This window comes from Gemmobacter aquaticus (assembly GCF_007859075.1).
GTDB classification, from domain to species: Bacteria; Pseudomonadota; Alphaproteobacteria; order Rhodobacterales; family Rhodobacteraceae; genus Gemmobacter; species Gemmobacter aquaticus.
The window spans coordinates 209,521-227,437 of sequence record NZ_VOAK01000021.1 but is presented as its reverse complement, the minus strand read 5'-3'; the positions used below and the strand labels follow the sequence as shown (position 1 = coordinate 227,437).

The 17,917-nt window shown below is 62.9% G+C and carries 15 protein-coding genes; 8 read left to right on the top strand and 7 right to left on the bottom strand.

The features are described from left to right. The first annotated feature begins 4 nt into the window (after window positions 1-4). The 3 genes from FQU74_RS12770 to glnT are packed head-to-tail and all read left to right on the top strand — an operon-like array spanning window position 5 to window position 3,384. Window positions 5-694 (top strand): GltB/FmdC/FwdC-like GXGXG domain-containing protein, encoded by a 690-nt coding sequence (locus FQU74_RS12770; RefSeq protein ID WP_146286854.1) that lies wholly within the window; start codon window positions 5-7, stop codon window positions 692-694. A gap of 24 nt (window positions 695-718) precedes the next feature. Next, window positions 719-2,047, top strand: coding sequence for an FMN-binding glutamate synthase family protein (locus FQU74_RS12765; RefSeq protein ID WP_146286853.1), 1,329 nt, complete (start codon window positions 719-721; stop codon window positions 2,045-2,047). A gap of 29 nt (window positions 2,048-2,076) precedes the next feature. Continuing rightward, complete coding sequence (glnT, locus tag FQU74_RS12760; RefSeq protein WP_146286852.1) at window positions 2,077-3,384, top strand: type III glutamate--ammonia ligase; 1,308 nt, start codon at window positions 2,077-2,079, stop codon at window positions 3,382-3,384. On the opposite strand, the gene FQU74_RS12755 is transcribed toward glnT, so the two are convergent. Beyond that, a complete protein-coding gene (locus tag FQU74_RS12755) occupies window positions 3,381-4,688 on the bottom strand; it encodes a glycosyltransferase (protein WP_146286851.1) in 1,308 nt (435 codons plus the stop codon). The two genes, glnT and FQU74_RS12755, sit on opposite strands and share 4 nt — an antisense overlap. Window positions 4,689-4,858: 170 nt before the next feature. On the opposite strand from FQU74_RS12755, the gene FQU74_RS12750 reads away from it, so the two are divergent. After that, on the top strand, window positions 4,859-6,034 hold the full coding sequence (locus FQU74_RS12750) for a glycosyltransferase family 4 protein (RefSeq protein ID WP_146286850.1): 1,176 nt from the start codon (window positions 4,859-4,861) through the stop codon (window positions 6,032-6,034). Between the two features lie 212 nt (window positions 6,035-6,246). Continuing rightward, a complete protein-coding gene (locus FQU74_RS12745) occupies window positions 6,247-7,431 on the top strand; it encodes a calcium-binding protein (protein ID WP_146286849.1) in 1,185 nt (394 codons plus the stop codon). A 76-nt stretch (window positions 7,432-7,507) separates the two neighbouring features. On the opposite strand, the gene FQU74_RS12740 is transcribed toward FQU74_RS12745, so the two are convergent. Genes FQU74_RS12740 through FQU74_RS12720 form a run of 5 tightly spaced genes read right to left on the bottom strand, consistent with a single transcriptional unit; the run spans window position 7,508 to window position 14,093 of the window. Further along, on the bottom strand, window positions 7,508-8,824 hold the full coding sequence (locus FQU74_RS12740) for an oligosaccharide flippase family protein (protein WP_229704384.1): 1,317 nt from the start codon (window positions 8,822-8,824) through the stop codon (window positions 7,508-7,510). A gap of 13 nt (window positions 8,825-8,837) precedes the next feature. Next, the gene (locus FQU74_RS12735; RefSeq protein ID WP_146286848.1) at window positions 8,838-9,743 is read right to left on the bottom strand and encodes a hypothetical protein; all 906 of its coding nucleotides are present in this window, start codon (window positions 9,741-9,743) and stop codon (window positions 8,838-8,840) included. Then, the gene (locus FQU74_RS12730) at window positions 9,740-10,540 is read right to left on the bottom strand and encodes an SDR family oxidoreductase (RefSeq protein WP_146286847.1); all 801 of its coding nucleotides are present in this window, start codon (window positions 10,538-10,540) and stop codon (window positions 9,740-9,742) included. Before FQU74_RS12730 ends, FQU74_RS12735 begins: the two co-directional genes overlap by 4 nt. After that, entirely contained in the window at window positions 10,537-12,114 is a 1,578-nt protein-coding gene (locus tag FQU74_RS12725; protein ID WP_146286846.1) for a GMC oxidoreductase, read from the bottom strand. The genes FQU74_RS12730 and FQU74_RS12725 overlap by 4 nt, the downstream gene beginning before the upstream one ends. Continuing rightward, a complete protein-coding gene (locus FQU74_RS12720; RefSeq protein WP_229704383.1) occupies window positions 12,111-14,093 on the bottom strand; it encodes an acyltransferase family protein in 1,983 nt (660 codons plus the stop codon). Before FQU74_RS12720 ends, FQU74_RS12725 begins: the two co-directional genes overlap by 4 nt. Window positions 14,094-14,471: 378 nt before the next feature. Between FQU74_RS12720 and FQU74_RS12715 the strand changes: the two genes are divergently transcribed. Genes FQU74_RS12715 through FQU74_RS12705 form a run of 3 tightly spaced genes read left to right on the top strand, consistent with a single transcriptional unit; the run spans window position 14,472 to window position 16,157 of the window. Continuing rightward, on the top strand, window positions 14,472-14,819 hold the full coding sequence (locus FQU74_RS12715) for an ArsR/SmtB family transcription factor (RefSeq protein ID WP_146286845.1): 348 nt from the start codon (window positions 14,472-14,474) through the stop codon (window positions 14,817-14,819). Then, window positions 14,809-15,285, top strand: coding sequence for an SRPBCC family protein (locus tag FQU74_RS12710; RefSeq protein ID WP_146286844.1), 477 nt, complete (start codon window positions 14,809-14,811; stop codon window positions 15,283-15,285). Before FQU74_RS12715 ends, FQU74_RS12710 begins: the two co-directional genes overlap by 11 nt. Then, on the top strand, window positions 15,282-16,157 hold the full coding sequence (locus FQU74_RS12705) for an SRPBCC domain-containing protein (protein WP_146286843.1): 876 nt from the start codon (window positions 15,282-15,284) through the stop codon (window positions 16,155-16,157). The genes FQU74_RS12710 and FQU74_RS12705 overlap by 4 nt, the downstream gene beginning before the upstream one ends. 86 nt (window positions 16,158-16,243) lie before the next feature. On the opposite strand, the gene FQU74_RS12700 is transcribed toward FQU74_RS12705, so the two are convergent. Then, the gene (locus FQU74_RS12700) at window positions 16,244-17,851 is read right to left on the bottom strand and encodes an arylsulfatase (RefSeq protein WP_146286842.1); all 1,608 of its coding nucleotides are present in this window, start codon (window positions 17,849-17,851) and stop codon (window positions 16,244-16,246) included. Window positions 17,852-17,917: the final 66 nt, after the last annotated feature.

The window sequence follows — 17,917 nt, the reverse complement described above, 5'->3', positions numbered from 1 at the left end:
GACCATGCAAACCTTCGATCTGGAGGCCGAGGGGCTGCGCGCCCTGAACTCCGCGCTACATGCCCTGAAGGGGCAGACCAACATGACGGCATGGGAGGTGATCAATCCCAAGGGCGCCCATGCCATCGCCGCAGGTGTCGATGCTCCGGTCGAGATCACCGTCCGGGGTTCGACCGGCTACTACTGCGCGGGGATGAACAAGCTTGCCACCATTCGCATCAAGGGCAGCGCCGGGCCGGGCGTGGCCGAGAACATGATGTCGGGCACCGTCATCATCGACGGGGATGCCAGCCAGTATGCCGGGGCAACCGGGCGTGGCGGGCTGCTTGTGATCAAGGGCAATGCCAGCAGTCGCTGCGGCATTTCGATGAAGGGCATCGACATCGTGGTGCATGGCAACATCGGCCACATGTCCTGCTTCATGGCGCAATCGGGCAATCTGGTGGTGCTTGGTGATGCAGGCGAGGCGCTTGGCGACTCGCTTTACGAGGCGCGCCTTTTCGTGCGCGGCAAGGTCAAGTCGCTGGGCACCGACTGCATCGAGAAGGAAATGCGCGACGAGCATTTCCTGATCGTCGAAGACCTGCTGCGGCGGGGTGAGGCCGATGCGAAGGCCAGACCCGAAGAGTTCCGCCGCTATGGCTCGGCCCGCAAGCTCTACAATTTCAACATCGACAATGCCCAGTCCTACTGAGCGTCGACCTATCGAGACATCAGCATGAGTGATTTTCCCCGCACCCCGCCCCGCTTTTCGGCAACCTTCACCCCGGCGGTCAATGCCGAGATCCGCCGCGCAGCCGCCTCGGGCATCTATGACATTCGTGGCGGTGGCACCAAACGCCATCTGCCGCACTTTGATGACTTGCTGTTCCTCGGCGCCTCGATCAGCCGCTATCCGCTGGAAGGGTATCGCGAGAAATGCGCGACCGATGTCTGGCTGGGCACGCGCTTTGCGAAGAACCCGATCCATCTGGACATCCCGGTGACGATCGCGGGCATGTCGTTCGGCGCATTGTCCGGCCCCGCAAAAGAGGCGCTTGGGCGTGGCGCTTCAGAGGCGGGAACCTCGACCACCACCGGCGACGGAGGCATGACCGAGGAAGAGCGCGGCCATTCCAAAACGCTGGTCTATCAGTATCTTCCCAGCCGTTATGGCATGAACCCCGATGACCTGCGCCGCGCCGATGCCATCGAGATCGTGGTGGGGCAGGGGGCAAAACCCGGCGGTGGCGGCATGCTGCTTGGCCAGAAGATCAGCGACCGCGTGGCCCAGATGCGCAACCTGCCCAAGGGCATCGATCAGCGCTCGGCCTGCCGTCACCCCGACTGGACCGGCCCTGACGACCTTGAGATCAAGATCCTTGAACTGCGCGAGATCACCAATTGGGAAAAGCCGATCTATGTGAAGGTCGGTGGCGCGCGACCCTATTACGATACCGCGCTTGCGGTGAAGGCCGGGGCCGATGTGGTCGTGGTTGACGGCATGCAGGGCGGGACGGCGGCCACGCAAGACGTGTTCATTGAACATGTCGGCATGCCGATCCTTGCCTGCATTCCGCAGGCGGTGAAGGCGCTGCAGGATCTGGGCATGCATCGCAAGGTGCAGCTGATCGTCTCGGGCGGGATCCGCACGGGCGCCGATGTGGCCAAGGCTCTGGCGCTTGGCGCGGATGCGGTGGCCATCGGCACGGCTGCCCTGATCGCGCTTGGCGACAACGATCCGAAATGGGAGGCCGAATATCAGGCGCTTGGTTCCACCGCCGACGCCTATGACGACTGGCACGAGGGGCGCGATCCCGCCGGCATCACCACCCAGGACCCGGAGCTCGCCAGCCGTTTTGACCCCGTGCTCGGCGGGCGGCGGCTGAAGAACTACCTCAAGGTGATGACTCTAGAGGCCCAGACCATCGCGCGCGCCTGCGGCAAGAACCACCTGCACAATCTGGAACCTGAAGACCTGTGTTCCTTGACCATCGAGGCCGCCGCGATGGCGGGCGTGCCCCTTGCGGGCACCAACTGGATCCCCGGTCGCACCGGCGGGTTCTGAACAAGAAAACGAACAGGGATGTATGAAAAATGGTCAAAGACCTTGCGGCATGGGCCCAGGAAAAGGGCGTCAAATACTTCATGGTGTCCTACACCGACCTGTTTGGGGGCCAGCGCGCCAAGCTGGTTCCCTGGCAGGCCATCAATGACATGGCGCGCGAGGGGGCGGGTTTTGCCGGCTTTGCCACCTGGCTGGACCTGACGCCTGCCCATCCCGACATGATGGCCGTACCCGACCCGGCCTCGGCCATCCAGTTGCCCTGGAAGAAGGAGGTGGCCTGGCTTGCCTCGAACTGCGTGATGGAGGGCGCGCCGGTGGCACAGGCCCCCCGCAACGTGCTGCGCCAGCTGGTGGATGAGGCTGCCAAGGAGGGCCTGCGCGTCAAGACCGGGGTCGAGCCCGAGTTCTTTCTGCTGACCCCCGAGGGCGACCAGATCTCGGACCCTTACGATTGCGCCGAAAAGCCCTGCTATGATCAACAGGCGGTCATGCGCCGCTATGACGTGATTGCCGAAGTCTGCGACTACATGCTGGAACTCGGCTGGGAGGCCTATCAGAACGACCATGAGGATGCGACCGGCCAGTTCGAGATGAACTGGAAGTATGACGACGTCCTGCAGACGGCCGACAAGCACAGCTTTTTCAAGTTCATGCTGAAATCGGTGGCAGAAAAGCACGGTCTGCGCGCGACCTTCATGCCGAAGCCGTTCAAGGGGCTGACGGGTTCGGGCTGCCACGCCCATATCTCGGTCTGGTCGCTGGATGGCACGAAGAATGCCTTCGCCGATGACAGCAAGGAGCTTGGCCTTTCGGATCAGGGCCGCAACTTTCTGGGTGGCATCATGAAACACGCCAGTGCGCTTGCGGCGATCTGCAATCCGACAGTCAACAGCTACAAGCGGATCAACGCGCCCCGCACATCATCCGGCGCGACATGGGCGCCCAATACGGTGACATGGACCGGCAACAACCGCACCCATATGGTCCGCGTGCCTGGTCCGGGCCGGTTCGAGTTGCGGCTGCCCGATGGCGCAGCCAACCCCTATCTGATGCAGGCTGTGATCCTTGCCGCCGGTCTGGACGGAGTACGCACCAAGGCCGATCCAGGCAAGCGGCATGACATCGACATGTATCAGCACGGCCATACGATCACCGATGCGCCGAAGCTGCCGCTGAACCTGCTGGATGCTTTGCGCGACTACGACAACGACAGCACGCTGAAAGCGATGATGGGCGAAGAGTTCTCGACCGCCTATGTCAAGCTGAAGCGCAGGGAGTGGGACAGCTACGTCTCGCATTTCTCGAAATGGGAACACGAGAATACGCTCGACGTTTAAGCCCTGATCCCGGCGCGGGCCTGGCCCTCGCGCGTCTTCACTGCGGGCAGGCTGCGGTAGAGATCGACGATCCGCGCGGCTTTTGCATCCCAGGTATAATCAGACCGAACAAGCTCGCGCGCGGCGCGGGCTTTTTCCGTCAGCACTCCGGGATTCTCCAGAATGGATGCAAGGATGCCGCCCAGACGTTCCGTGATCTCTTCGCGGGTGCCAAGCGGGATGGGATAACCGGTCGCTTCGGAAACCAGCTCGCCCGGCCCTGCGTAGTTCACGATCACCGGGACCACACCAAGCGCCATCGCCTCAAGCACGACACCGCCCCCGAATTCGCGGATGGAGGGGAAGGTAAACAGGTTCGCGGCGGCAAGCACCTCTTGCACCTGATGATGCGGCAGGGCGCCGTGGAAGGTGACCTGTCCTGCGATACCAAGCGTCTTGGCCTGCGCGCGCAGGTCCTCCAGCATCGGGCCGTCGCCCACGACATCCAGCACCAGCCGCCCGTCACGGGCGAAAGGCGCAATGGCGTCCAAAAGGAAATGCGGCCCCTTGTAGGGCACCAGTCTGCCGACAAAACACGCCCGCAGCGGCAGTGTCAGGTTCTGTGGCGCAACAAGATTGAACCGCGACGGATCGATCGCGTTCTCGGGCATCCAGACAACCTTGTCCTGAAAGGCCGCCGGTATCTCGCTGGCCGTGTGACGTGATCCGGCAAGGATCAGCGAGGCAGCGGCATGGGTCCGGCGGATCTGCGGGTTCAGGCGATAGATGCCGCGAATATAGGAAAGCCATTCGCGCTCGCGCATCCGCTCGGCCTCAAAGCCCTTGGGCCACGGCACACCGCCGTTGAGCGGCCCCAGCACAAAGGGCACGCCCGCTGCCCTGACCTTGGGCGCAAGGGTCGAGGCAGTAGTGGGAGACAGGGGCGTGATGCGATGGACCACATCGAAGCGGCCCGCGCGGATATCATCGCCAAACCGCTTCCAGACCAGCCGTTCGAAATAGGGGTAGCTGAGCGCAGCGATTGCCGTGACCGTCGTCCAGCCGCGCCCCTTGCCCATGCGAAGCGCCTCGGCCATGCGGTACATGGGGGCGGCGACGGCCTCGCTGTCGATGGCGGTGAAGTCCTGCCCTTCGACCAGACCGGCGCGCAGAAAGGCATCCCGGTTGCGGATCTGCGTCACGATATGGACATCGGCGTGGTTGCGCAGGGCAGAGGCCAGTGACCAACCGACCAGAGGCACAGATACCCATTCAGGGTTCGCCGCCTCGGCAATGGCGAGGACCTTTGGTCGCGACTGGGACATCCACTTGCCTTTCCAGTGATCTTGACGTCGCACATGCGACCACCGACAACATGGATGACCCTAGCCGAGGCGGCAAGCCGAGGCCACCTGCCCGATTGCAACAGTGCAGCGTTTTTTAGTTTGCGGTCCCGGTTTCGGCCCGTGTACCTTTGTGCCTCAAAGGGGATTTGATGATGACACTTGGTTACCTCGTGCCGGAATTTCCGGGCCAGACCCACGCATTCTTCTGGCGAGAGATCGGGGCGATCGAGGATGAAGGGGTCGCGGTTCGTCTATATTCCACCCGCCGGCCTGTGCCCGGTTCCTGCCCGCACGCCTTCGGGCCCGAGGCTGCCGCGCGGACGACCTATGTCTTTCCACCGGGAGGACGGGCGCTCTTGCACCTCGCACTCCATCCGCTGCGCACGCTTCGATCGGTGGCTTATGTCGCGGGACTTTCGGAAACCCCTTGGCGAGAGCGGCTGAAACTGATGGCGCTGGTCCCTTCGGCGGCACAACTGGTTGATGACGCGCGTGGCCATGGGGTCAGTCATCTCCACATCCATTCCTGCGCGAATGCCGCTCATCTGGGCGCGCTGGCCTCGATCCTTGGGGGGCTGCCCTATAGCCTGACCCTGCATGGGGACTTGCCGGTCTATGGTGTGGACCATGCGGCCAAGATGCGTAAGGCAAAGTTCGTGGCCGCCGTGACGCGCCCCCTGGCAGAGCAGATCGCCGGGGTAAGCCCCTCGACCGACGCGCCGGTGATCTGGATGGGCGTTGACTGCGACCGTTTCACCCCTGTCTCGCGGTCGCGCAACGCGGTGTTCACAGTGGCGACCGTCGCACGGCTGAACCCGATGAAGGGTCATGTTTTCGCCCTACAGGCGCTTGCACAACTGCGCGATCAGGGTATCAGGATCGACTACCTGATCGCTGGCGAGGGGCCGGACCGCGCTGCCATCGAGGCCGAGATCGACCGATTGGCGTTGCGCGGTCAGGTGCGGATGCTGGGCTCGCTTGACGAGGACAAGGTGCTTGACCTGCTGCAGGGCATCGACGCGCTTCTTCTCACCTCTTTCGGGCAGGGAGAGGCGGCACCCGTCACGGTCATGGAGGCCATGGCCTGTGGCCTGCCAGTAATCTGCTCGCGCATCGGGGGCACGCCGGACATGATCAACGATGGCGTCGATGGATACCTTGTGGATCAGCGCGATGTGGCCGCCATCGCCGATCGGCTGCGGCGTCTTCTGAACGACGCGGATCTGGCTGAACAGATCGGGGTAAAGGCCCGTGAAACCGCGCTTGCGCTGTTCGACCGGCGCCGGAATGCACGTCTTCTGCTGGATCGGATCCGCGCGAGTTGACTGGATTCGAATGCTGAAACCGGTCACTTTATGGTGGAACAAGTTCAAATCTCGGGCATTGCCCCTGCGGAAAGGCGGTGAACCGCCGACTGCGCTCCGCGATTCCGCGAGAATTCGCTTCCTTTTTCATGGGTGCGAGAAAACGGGTTAAAATTTGCCTCGTGACGTAAGAATAGTGTCGCCTTGAAACAGGCAACAATCGTGGGGACACCATGCCGACTTTCGAAGGAAACGACAGAGACAACGTCCTGCGCGGCGGCGAGCAATCCGACGTAGTCTGGGGATATGGCGGGGCGGACACCTTCCATTGGACTTCGGGCCGGGGCAATGACACCTACTACGGCGGCACCGGCGGTGAAAACTACAACACCGACCCCTATGCACCGGGCAATCCGGGCGGCGACCGTCTCTACCTTGACGGAACGACGGGGGCGACGATCACGTTTCGTGCGACAGATGCCGGTACGGTATCGATCGGCGGGAATGAGTTGCAGTTCAACGGATTTGAGCGCTTCTTCGGGACCGGCGGGAACGACGTGTTTCTTGGTGGTGGTGCCAAGCACAACAGCACCGGGAACGGCATTCCGCACCACGGGCTTTCGATCTTTTCGCGCGCTGGCAACGACAGCATCGTGGGGTCGCGGTTTGATGACATCATCGATGGCGGCTCTGGCAGCGATACCATCAACGCTGGCGGCGGCAATGACTTCATCCACTCCAGCACTGGCGATGACTTGATCAACGGTGGTGGCGGCAACGAGAACATCCGCTGGGGTAGTGGTGACAAGAACCACAATCCGGGGAACGATACGATATCTGGTGGGTCTGGCAGCGATCTCATCAACATCTGGATCAAGCGCGGCGATATCCTGCCGAGCAATGAGGCCCAGGGCATCGACGGGATCCGGGTCACGATCAACAGCATCAACGCCTCTGGCAGCATGGCCGGTGGCGCAAATACGACGATCGGGGGGCCGTCCAGCCTTCGTTTCTCAAACTTTGAGCTGGGCTGGACCCATGGCGGTAATGACACGTTGGATGCGTCTGACGCGACCATCGCGGGCAACCGCATGGGGGTGAACTTCAACACCAGATGGGGCCATGACCGCCTGATCGGAAGCAACGGCAATGACACGCTTGTCAGCGACGATGGAAAAGACACCATCGAAGGCGGGCGCGGCAATGACCAGCTCTGGATCGGCAATGGAACCGGCGGCGACGGAGACCGCGACGTGATCATCTTCAACGCCGGTGACGGCAAGGACACGGTCTATGGTTTCGACAGCCGGGATCAGATCAGCGGCTACGACAGTGCCCGCGAGGTCAGCAATGGCACTCTGTTGAACTTCGGCAACGGTGATACCGTGCTTCTGCATGGATACTACGATTTGATCTGATGGGCTGACCCCCATCGATAATCAAGATCCCAAAGACCCGGGCGCCTTGGCCCCGGGTCTTTCTGTTTGGGGTGTCCTAGCGCAGCAGCGCAATGGCCAGCAGGGCGCCGCAGATCGCAAAGCCAAGATCGTGCCAAGGATCCCAGACCCCATGCTTGCGCGCGATGCGCACCAACATTGGGTAGGCAAGCGTGGCAGCCAGCGCCTGACCTGCCAGGGCACCAGGGATCCCTGCCTCAAGCGCGCCCAACGTGAACAGGCCCAGAAACAGCACGGCCCGCACCAGCGTGACCCAGAAGAACCCGCGCGAGTCGCCCCCTGCCAGCGCCGCCTGATCGTAGCTAAGGCCGATCAGCGCCGGGATGCTGGCCAACGCAATCAGCGTGACCATCGGTCCGGCTTCAGCATAGCGGTCATCGTAGAGCAGCTGAACGAGGTCGTCGCCCATGACGGCAAGTACGGCAAGCAGCAGCATCAGCGTTCCGGTCAGCACCGCGCGCACCTGTCGCACGCGGCGAAACTGCCTTGGACTCGGATCCTCGGCCGCCGAGCGGTAGATCGGGATCATCATCCGCGAAATGACGGCCGTGCCCAGCATCTGTGGAAAGCTGGCGAGGAAATAGGCAATGTTGTAGATGCCCAGATGCGTCAGCGTCAGCAAACGCGCCAGTACCGCCTTGTCACCCTGCGAGATCACGAAGCCGACCACCGTCGACGGCATGATCCATTTGCCAAAGCGGATCAGTTCTGCCGCGCAGTCACTGTCCCAATGAAATCGGTTGGGCGGGCCGGGCATCCAGTAGCGGACCATCAGCACCTTGACCACCGACCCCAGAATCAGCCCGATCACCAAGGCCCAGGCTGATCCGAGCATCGCCGCCAGAATGATGGTGATCAGGGTCGTCATCGCAGCCGTCGCCAGCTCGACCAGCGTCAGGCGGCCCATCTGCATGTGGCGGTTCGCGGTTTCGATCTTGGTTGGCAGAAGCCCGTAGATCATTGCAGTTGTGCCCGCGACGGGCAGGAACCACATCAACTCGGGCACCGCGTAGAACCGCGCTGCCGGCACCGCGAGGATGCAGCATCCCAGCCAGAGGATCACCCCCCGGATGGCCTGCATCGTGAAGGCCGTGTCGAGGAAGGTCCGGTCGTCGCCACGCTTGCTCTGCAGGATGGCCGGTGTGATGCCCACGTCCGAGAAATTGTTCAAACCCTGGATGATCACCATGATCAGGGTCATCAGGCCGAAGACCTCGGGGTAAAGCAGCCGGGTCAGGATCAGGTTGGACGCAAGCCGGATCGCCTGCATGCCCCCGAAACTGAGCATGGTCAGCGCCGAACCCCTTAGGGCCTTTTGGGCCAGTCCCTGGCCGCGGATCAGCGACCCCATCATCACGCGCATGTTGTCAATTCGCCCCAGTCTGCATGATGTCCCAGATACGGTCCGCCGTCGCTTCATAGGCCGTGGCAAAGACCGTGTCGATGGAATCCGGCAACTCCAACCCTTCCGGCGGCCTTGCGCCGAAAACCGCGGCATAAGTGATCATCGCTGCCAGAAGATAGGTCGTCTCGCGTCCATGCGGCGACAGATCGGAATAAAGCGCTTCGGGCGGGATCTGTGACAGAGGCTCTTCGCTCAGCAGTCTTGACATGATGCGGCCAACAGGGATCAGACGAATATCCATTTGCGGACGACTTGCTGCCAGCTTGGCCACATAATCATCGTACCACGCAGCATAGCTGCCCTGTGCATGGGCATGGTATTGCGGCATGACTTCGGGGGGTGGCGGGAACACCTTGCTGACATCGCCGAGACCCTCCCATCCCTCATAGATGAAAAAACGGGGCAGCGTGTCGGTGTTCTGTTCTACCCAGTCGAACACCTTCAGCGTTGCCCCAAGCGGCGTCGCCTGATCGGGGTTGTCGCCCAGATATGGAACGTCGGCGAGGTTGTACTGAATGAAGTTCTCTGTGTTCAGGATGATCGTGTCGAACTTCCCGGTTGCAAAGGGCCGGTCCTGATACCAGGCCCTGTCGACCTCGGCAAAGGCCCAGTTGTCGATGGGCGGAAGGAAGTTGCGCGGAAAGCCCCACCGCCCGTCCAGCGCCAGCTTGCGGCCCTCGGCCTTTGCCATGATGCCCAGCCAATGGGGCACGGTCGTTTCCTGCGTGTCGCTCAGATGGGTGATCAGGCTGTTGCCAAAAATATAGATCCGGGCCGAGTCGCGCTCTGGCCATGGCCCGGCAGCCGCAAGACTGGCCTGAAGGATCAGGGCAATCGCCAGGAATGTGCGCCGAATACATTGGGTCATCTCGTCCCTCCCGGCGGGGTCTGGTCCGGGATCAACCGGAGCGGGCGAACGGGGCGTTTCAAGAGCAGCAGGTCCTTCAGACGCCGGCGCAGCGAACGCCGGGGCAGGATTTGCTGATCTTGCAGGAAGGTCGCCCCATGCAGCGCCGGATCGGCGTTCAGCGCAAGTGCGACGCCCAGTTGCGCAACCCGATCCGGATCGACGCCGTCCGGGCGGCCGATATGTGTGGCCATCATGTCGGGCGCCCATTCCGTCACCACGATCCCGGGCAGACGGCCAGCGAGTTCAACCGCCAGCGCCTTGGAAAAGCTGCGCGTTCCGGCCTTTGACACCGAATAGCCAAGACTGCCCGGAAGCGGATCGCCACCGGCAAAGCTGGTGATGTTGACGATACGACCGTGCCCGCGGTCCACCATGGCGGGCAGGAAGGCCGAGGCCGCGTTGATCTGGCCGCAGAGGTTCACCTCGATGTGGCGGCAGATTTCTTCGGCAGGGGTGCAGAGGAAATCGCCCCGCTCATAGGTTGCGGCATTGTTGATCAGGATCGCGACTGGGCCGATCCGCGCCTCGACCTCGGCCGCGATGAGGCGCATTTGCGCGGCATCAGCGACATCCCCGGCAAAGCCGGTAAACAGGCTGCCAAGGCCATCGGTGATCTGGTTGTCGCGGCCATCGGGTTGTCGCGAGATGCCGATCACGCGCAAGCCCTTTGCGACCAGACGGCGTGCGAGCGCACGGCCCAGGCCAGAGCTTGCACCGGTGATCACGACAACTGGGGCGTCTGACGGATCGCTCATCCCGAAGCCCTCAGTCTTTGCGCTAGCGTATGTCCCACGCGCAGTGCGTTCGCGACGATGGTCAGGCCGGGATTGACCCCGGTCGAACTGGGCATGAAGCTCGCATCCGCGACGTAGAGGTTGTCCAGGTCATGGGCCTTGCAGTCGCGGTCAAGCACACCCCGACGCGGATCATCCGAGAAGCGCAGCGTTCCGCAAGGGTGGGCGATGTTCAACTCGGGGCGGTGATTGAGCCAAAGCGAACGCAGCCCCTTCAGTCGTTGCTTCAGGAGCCGCCGGAACCGCTGGCGCCGCGCCATCAATTCGTCGGCGATGGTGTAGTCATAGATGATCGTATCAGGCCGGGCCGGATCATAGAGGACGCGATTCCGGTCATCGGGCAGATCCTCGATGATGCCTGCAAACACCCGTGCATCGCCCAGCACGCGTGCGGCGATCATGGCCGGCACACGCAAGAGCTCGCGCCCGATCGACAGGCGTCGCAGGGGTGAGGTGTCGTAGCGCTGATGCAGGACAAACAGGATGTTTCCATAGTCTGCCGGCAGGCCGAGCGACTGAAACAGGCCCATACGATCCTGACCATTTCTGTAGAGGTCACGCAGGGAATAGGCCTTCAGCGGGCCGGGACTGCTGGGTGGTGCCCCGCGAGGCGGCCAGATCGCGATACGCTCGTTGATGTGGAACATCAGTCCCCGCCCGACCAGACCGCTGGAGTTTGCGCAGCCTCCCGGCCAGTGCGGGGCCTCGGATGCCAGAAGAAGCCGGGGCGAAGAGAGGCTGCCACCCGCCAGAACGAAGGCCCGCGCCTGCAGAAGATGCTCGGCATCGTGCCAGCGCACGCGCAGATGCTGGACGCTGCCTGCATCACCGACCAGGGCCAGAGCTTCGGCGCCGTCCAGAACCTCCGCACGGCCCGTCGCCAGCGCAGGCATCACGCCCGCCGAGCGGCCGTCCATCTTGCAGTCACGCGGGCATTTGCGCCCGATGCACTCTTTGCATCCGTCGAGCTGGCGGATCGCCAGATGCGCGCGATAGGCGTGCAGCCCGGCCTTGATCAGCGCCTGACCAAGCGCCTCGTCGCGTGGTGCCAGCGGCGTGGGCGGCGCAAGAGGCAAGACCGCATCGCCAAGGGGGTCTTGCTCGCCGTTGACGGCCATGATCTCGCGGGCACGCGCGTACCAGGGCGCAAACTCGTCATAGCCCACCGGCCAGCCGCCGGTGGGATGCGGCATGTCCTGCACTGGCTCAAAATCGTGGCGTTCGGGTTGTTCCATCGCTGCGGCGTAAAAGACCGAGGTGCCACCGACCCCCACGCCCTGCGCACCCCATCCTATCGTCGTCGTGCCATTGACCCGCGCCTCGACCTGACGGGGCCAGCAGCCAAACATTTCGCGCGCGAACGGATCTTCATATCCGCAGTCCTGATTGTTCTCGGCGCGGCGCGGCGTTGCGGGGCCCTTCTCGACAAAAAGTACCGAGAGCCCGGCCTCGGCGAGGGTGCGACCGCAAACGCCGCCGCCCAACCCCGCGCCGATGATGATGACGTCCCATTTGCGGTGCAGAAGCTCGTTCATTTGTCACCGTCAGCGTTCTGCCCGAAAACCGGTGCCCAGATGTGCCGCAACCGCATCGCCCCCTGATTGGTCATGTGGTTGTTGTCATAATAGATCGTGCGCCCATCATGCATCACCCCGCAGCGATCATCGTCGCAAGTCAGGGGCCATGGGTCAATCAGATCAATCTGCCCATCGCGCGCCGCAGCAGTGAACGGGGCAAACCCGGCGGCATCACGGGCTGCGGCCTGCTGCAGGGAAACCTCCAGCCGTGCCTGCGGCACCTCCTCGCCCCGGGCAAGGGCGCGCGCAACTGGCAGGGAACCGTAGTCGGGGATCTCGGGCACCTGTCGCATGACATGAACCCGGCTGCCCATGGCGGTCAGCACGCCAATGGTATGTTCCACCGCCGCGGGCCACGAGGGCGTCACCTCGATCCGGTTGTGGGCATCGACGCCGACGCCCGCACCTTCGGCATAATAGCTCCAACGGCCGATCAGCAGCACATCGGCAAAGGGTTGTTCGCGCAGCGTGGCCTCGATCTGGCGATTGGCACGCGCGCAATTCTCGTCCTCGGCCCGCGTCGCCGCCGTTTCGCGCTTTTCGATGCCGAACATCGGCGGGCATCCTGCGTGCCAGATGAGAAGGGCAGGGGTGCCGCTCTCATGCGCCAGCAGGTCCAGCCCCTCTTTCATGGCGCGCATGTGCGAATCCCCCCAGACGAGCAGCTTGGGCGCACCCTCTGGGCCAATGGGGCAGATCTCGACGCCGGCAAAGGCACCTTCAGCGGGGATGCGGCAACGCGACCAGTCCTGAATGAAGTCCTCGGCCGCGTCGGCATGCATCAGCACATCATCCGACCAGCGACCGGGCAGGCCCGCGCGCAGGAAGGGCCAGGCGCCAAGCGCCAGCAGGATCGAGCTGCTGACCACGACCCCGATCATCAGTGGCCGCGCCGACAGGCGCTCGGTATCCCGTGCAGGCTGCTCGACAAACCGCCAGCTGAGCCAGGCGAGCGCCACGGACAGAAGGATCAGCGCTGCGTTCGTGCTGATCCCCTTCTCGGTCCCGATCACAAAGTCCGACAGACTGCGAACCGGCCAGTGCCAGAGATAGAGCGAATAGGAAATGAGACCGATCCATCGCACCGGCCCCCAAGCGAGCGCCCGGTTGATCGGATTCTGCGCCCGTCCATTCCAGATCAGCAAGAGGGTTCCCACAACCGGCAACAGCGCCAGTGGGCCGGGAAAGCCGTCTTCGGGATGGATCAGCGTCATCCCCAGAATGACGAGCGCAAGACCTGCGGCGGATGCTGTCACCCCCTGCCTCGGGCCGGGGCACCGCGCAGCCAGAATGGCCAAAAGCACGCCCGCCAGAAGTTCCCAGGCGCGGAAGGGGAAAAGGAAGAAGGCCGCCGTCTGGTTCTGCCGCGTGTAGCCAAGCGCGAGTGCAAGCGACACCAGAGCGCCGCCTGCCAGCAGCCACAGCGCAAGCCTTGGCCTGCGCGCACAGAGCAGAAGGAGCAGCGGCAGGACGACATAGAACTGCTCTTCCAGCGACAGCGACCACATGTGCAGCAGTGGCTTTTCCTCGGCCACGCTGTCGAAATAGCCCGACCCGCGCCAGAAATGGATGTTCGCCACAAAAAGGGTCGAGGCGATCAGAGACTTGCCCAGTTCCCGAAAGTCATGCGGCAACAGGATGAACCAGCCCGCCACAAAGACCGACAGCGCCATGACCGTCCAGGCCGGAGCCAGCCGCCGAAAGCGTCGGACGTAGAAGCGCCCAAGGTGAACGCGGCCCCGCTCCCGATATTCGCGCCACAGGATCGCACCGATCAGATAGCCCGAGAGGACAAAGAATACGTCCACGCCGGTGAAGCCCCCCGGAAGCCCCGGCAAATCGAAGTGATAGAGGACAACACCGATCACCGCGACGGCGCGCAGGCCGTCAATCTCGGGGCGGTAGCCCAACTGCGGTTCGGCCGGGTGCAACATCATGCCGCAGCACCCCTTGGAGCAAGGGCGCCTGCTTTCACAGACCGCACAGGGGCGGACATGGGATTCTGTCTGTAAGGTGCAATCATGGCGTCAGATGGCAACCCTGACGTCGCTCTCACTCGACGCGACATGGCGCAGGCGTCGGCCCCGCAAGTTGGCACCTTTGAAAGAGTGGCCGCACATTCGGCCAAGGGTTTGGCTACAGTCGCTACCAGCAAAATGGCTACCTACTAAACATCGTGACTAGACTAACACAAATACGGCGATTCCCCTCGCAAATCCACAGAAATGCGCGCAAGCGCAGGTCGGCCAAATAATACTTAGCCATATTGAGAAGTTTTCATTGATGCGAGGTCTTGCCTGTGTATAGTTAGTCACATGGCTAAGCATGATCCTGACCTCTCCCTGCTCTTCCACGCCCTCGCTGACCCCACCCGGCGCGCGATCCTGTCGCGGCTGGCGAAAGGGGCGGCTCCGGTCTCCGAGCTTGCGGCGCCGACAGGCCTGCGGCTGCCCACCGTCATGCGGCACCTGGCCGTGCTTGAAGAGGCGGGCCTGATCGCCACTGCGAAGGACGGCCGGGTCAGGTCTTGCGCCATTGTGCCCGAGGCGCTGACCCCGATGCGGACATGGCTCGATGAGCAGCGGGCCATCTGGGAAGCACGGCTCGACCGGCTGGACGATTATGTCATGAACCTGATGAAGGAACGCGCAAATGACCCTTGACCTCGATCCGGAAACGGACCTCAGCTTCACCCGCACTCTGGCGGTTCCGCGCAAGCTGGTCTGGGAATGCTGGACCACGCCAGAACACATTCCCCATTTCTTTATCCCTGCACCGCATAAGGTGACGGCGGTCGACATCGATCTGCGCGTGGGCGGAAGATTCAACACCACGTTCGACGTCGAGGGCAACGTGATGGACAACAAAGGCGTCTATCTGGATGTCGTTGATGGCGAAAAGCTTGTGTTTACGGATGCCTACACCGAAGGCTGGAAACCCGCGCCCGAACCCTTCATGACCGCGATCCTGCTGCTGGCTGATGCGCCGGGGGGTGGAACCACCTATACGGCGATCGCCCGTCACCGGAACCCTGACACGCGCAAGGCGCATGAGTCGATGGGCTTCTACGATGGCTGGGGCACCGTGGTGACCCAACTTGAGACCTACGCCCGGGGCCTGATGCGATGAGCGGCGACTTCGCGACCTTGCGGTTCGAGCGGCAGGTATCGGCCCCTGTGGCAACGCTGTGGCAGGCCTGGACCGCGCCCGCCGCCCGCGCGATCTGGGCTGCGCCCACGTCCGCAGTCACGGTCGAGTTTCTTCAATCCGAGCCTCGGGTTGGCGGGCGCGAGCTGTCGATCTGCAAGGCCAGTGGGCAGCCCGACGTCCGTTGCGAGGCGGGCTGGCTGGAGCTGCAGCCCCATTTCCGCAGCGTGAACTATGAGGTGATCTCGTCCCAGGGGGTAACGCAGTCCTCGGCATTGGTGACGGCTGCCTTCAGCGAGGCGGGCGCGATGTGCAAGCTCGAGGTGACAGTGCAACTTTCGGCGCTGGCGGCCGGTATGGAGGCGGGCTACCGACAAGGCTTTGGCGCGGGGCTCGACAATCTGGCGGGCGTGGCCGAGCGCACGATGGTCCTTCAACGTGTAATCCGGGCGCCGCGGCAGGTGGTCTGGGGCGCGTGGATGAACCCCGAAACATTGCCGAAATGGTGGGGTCCTGACGGGTTTTCCTGCCGCACCAAGCGCATCGATCTGCGCGCGGGTGGGGAGTGGGTCTTTGACATGATCGCGCCCGATGGGACGGTCTTTCCCAATCATCACCGCTATGGCGAGGTTCTGGCGGGGCAGCGCTTCGGCTATTCGCTCTTGTGGGGTGAGGATGGGCCCAAACACGCCGATGCATGGGCGACGTTCGAGGATGCGGATGGCGCAACCCTGGTGACACTGGGCATGGTCTTCGCCACGACGACCGAGTTCAACGAAGCCAAGGGATTCGGCGCGATTGAACTGGGCCTTCAGACGCTGGGCAAGCTCGCCCGCTTTGTCGGGGCCGATTAGGTCGATACACAAAAAGGGGCCACGCACCGCGCGACCCCGAAGTATCAGGGGCCGGCAGCCGACCCCTTTTCCGCACGCTTGTTCGGTTACTGGTTCGATCCCGACATGACCGATTCCATCACGTTTTCAAGGTTGAAGCTGCCGGGCCGCTGGCGTGGCGGGAAGTCACGGAAGCTTTGCAGCCATTGCCCGACAAATGCACCGGCAGGCGCAAAGGCGAACATGTGATCGACATAGAAGTTGTCGTACCCAGCCCCATGTTCATGCGCCAGTTCGAACGGGTCCATGCGCAGGTTGGTGATCAGGGGCGCGCGCAGCACATCAAAGGGCTCGATCCAGACATGCAGGCCGGTCGCGCTCTGGCGCAGGAAGGTCACCTTCCAGTCTTCATAGCGCAGTGCCGCAACATTGCCGTCATCGGTCCAGTAGATAAAGTTGTTGCGCGGCCATTCGCCACCTTCGACCAGCGCAGGCAACAGGTTGTAGCCGTCGATATGCGACTTGTAGGTAACATCGCCGATGGTCTTGCCAGCCTTCAGGTCTTCGACCGCCGTGGTGTTTCCGGCTGCTGCGATCAGCGTGGTGAACATGTCGGAGTGTGCGCCGATCTCATTCACAACGGTGCCCGGTTCGATCTTGCCGGGCCAGCGGATCATCATGGGCACGCGGTAACCGCCCTCCCAGTTGGTGTTCTTCTCTCCCCTGAACATGGTGGTTCCGCCATCGGGCCATGAGAAGGCCTCGGCGCCGTTGTCGGTCGAATAGATCACGATGGTGTTGTCAGCGATGCCCAACCGGTCGATCTCGGCCAGGATCGAGGCGACATGACCGTCATGTTCCACCATACCATCGGCATAGACACCAAGGCCCGTCACGCCAGCGGATTCTGGCTTGAGGTGGGTGTTGATATGCATGCGGGTCGAGTTGAACCACAGGAAGAACGGCTTCTTGGCCTCGACCCCGCGCTGCATGAAATCAATCGAGCGTGTCAGCACTTCGCCATCGATGGTTTCCATCCGCTTGCGGGTCAGAGGGCCGGTGTCGGTGCAGGTCTGCTTGCCCCAGGCCCCGAAACGCGGATCCGGCGGCGAGGTATCGGCATCCGCCGCCTTGCAATCGAGCACGCCGCGCGGTCCAAACCTGTCCCGGAAAGCCGGGTCCTTCGGGTAGTCGGGGTTCTCGGGTTCTTCCTCGGCATTCAGGTGGTAGAGGTTGCCGAAGAATTCGTCAAAGCCATGGACGGTCGGAAGGTGCTCGTTGCGGTCCCCCAGGTGGTTCTTGCCGAACTGGCCGGTCATATAGCCCATGTCGCCCAGAACGGTCGCGATGGTCGGGTCCTCCGCAGGCATCCCTTCGGGCGTTCCGGGCAAGCCGACCTTGGTCAGGCCGGTGCGGATCGGGGCCTGCCCGGTAATGAAGGCCGCCCGGCCGGCAGTGCAGGACTGTTCGCCATACCAATCGGTGAACATCGCCCCGCTTTCGGCAATCGAATCGATGGCGGGCGTTTTGTAGCCCATCATGCCCATGTTGTAGGCGCTGATGTTGAACTGGCCGATGTCGTCTCCCCAGATCACGACGATATTGGGCGCGGCCGCTTCCTGCGCCTGCGCGGGTCCGAACATGGTCGCCGTCACTGCCGCCGCTGCAATCAGCGCGGATGATCCGCCAAGCGCCGCAAATGTGCGTCTGAACATGTTTCAATCCTCCTGTTGAAATGCCCCGCCATTGCGCACGTAACGCTTTGACAGGGCTGGTCTGCT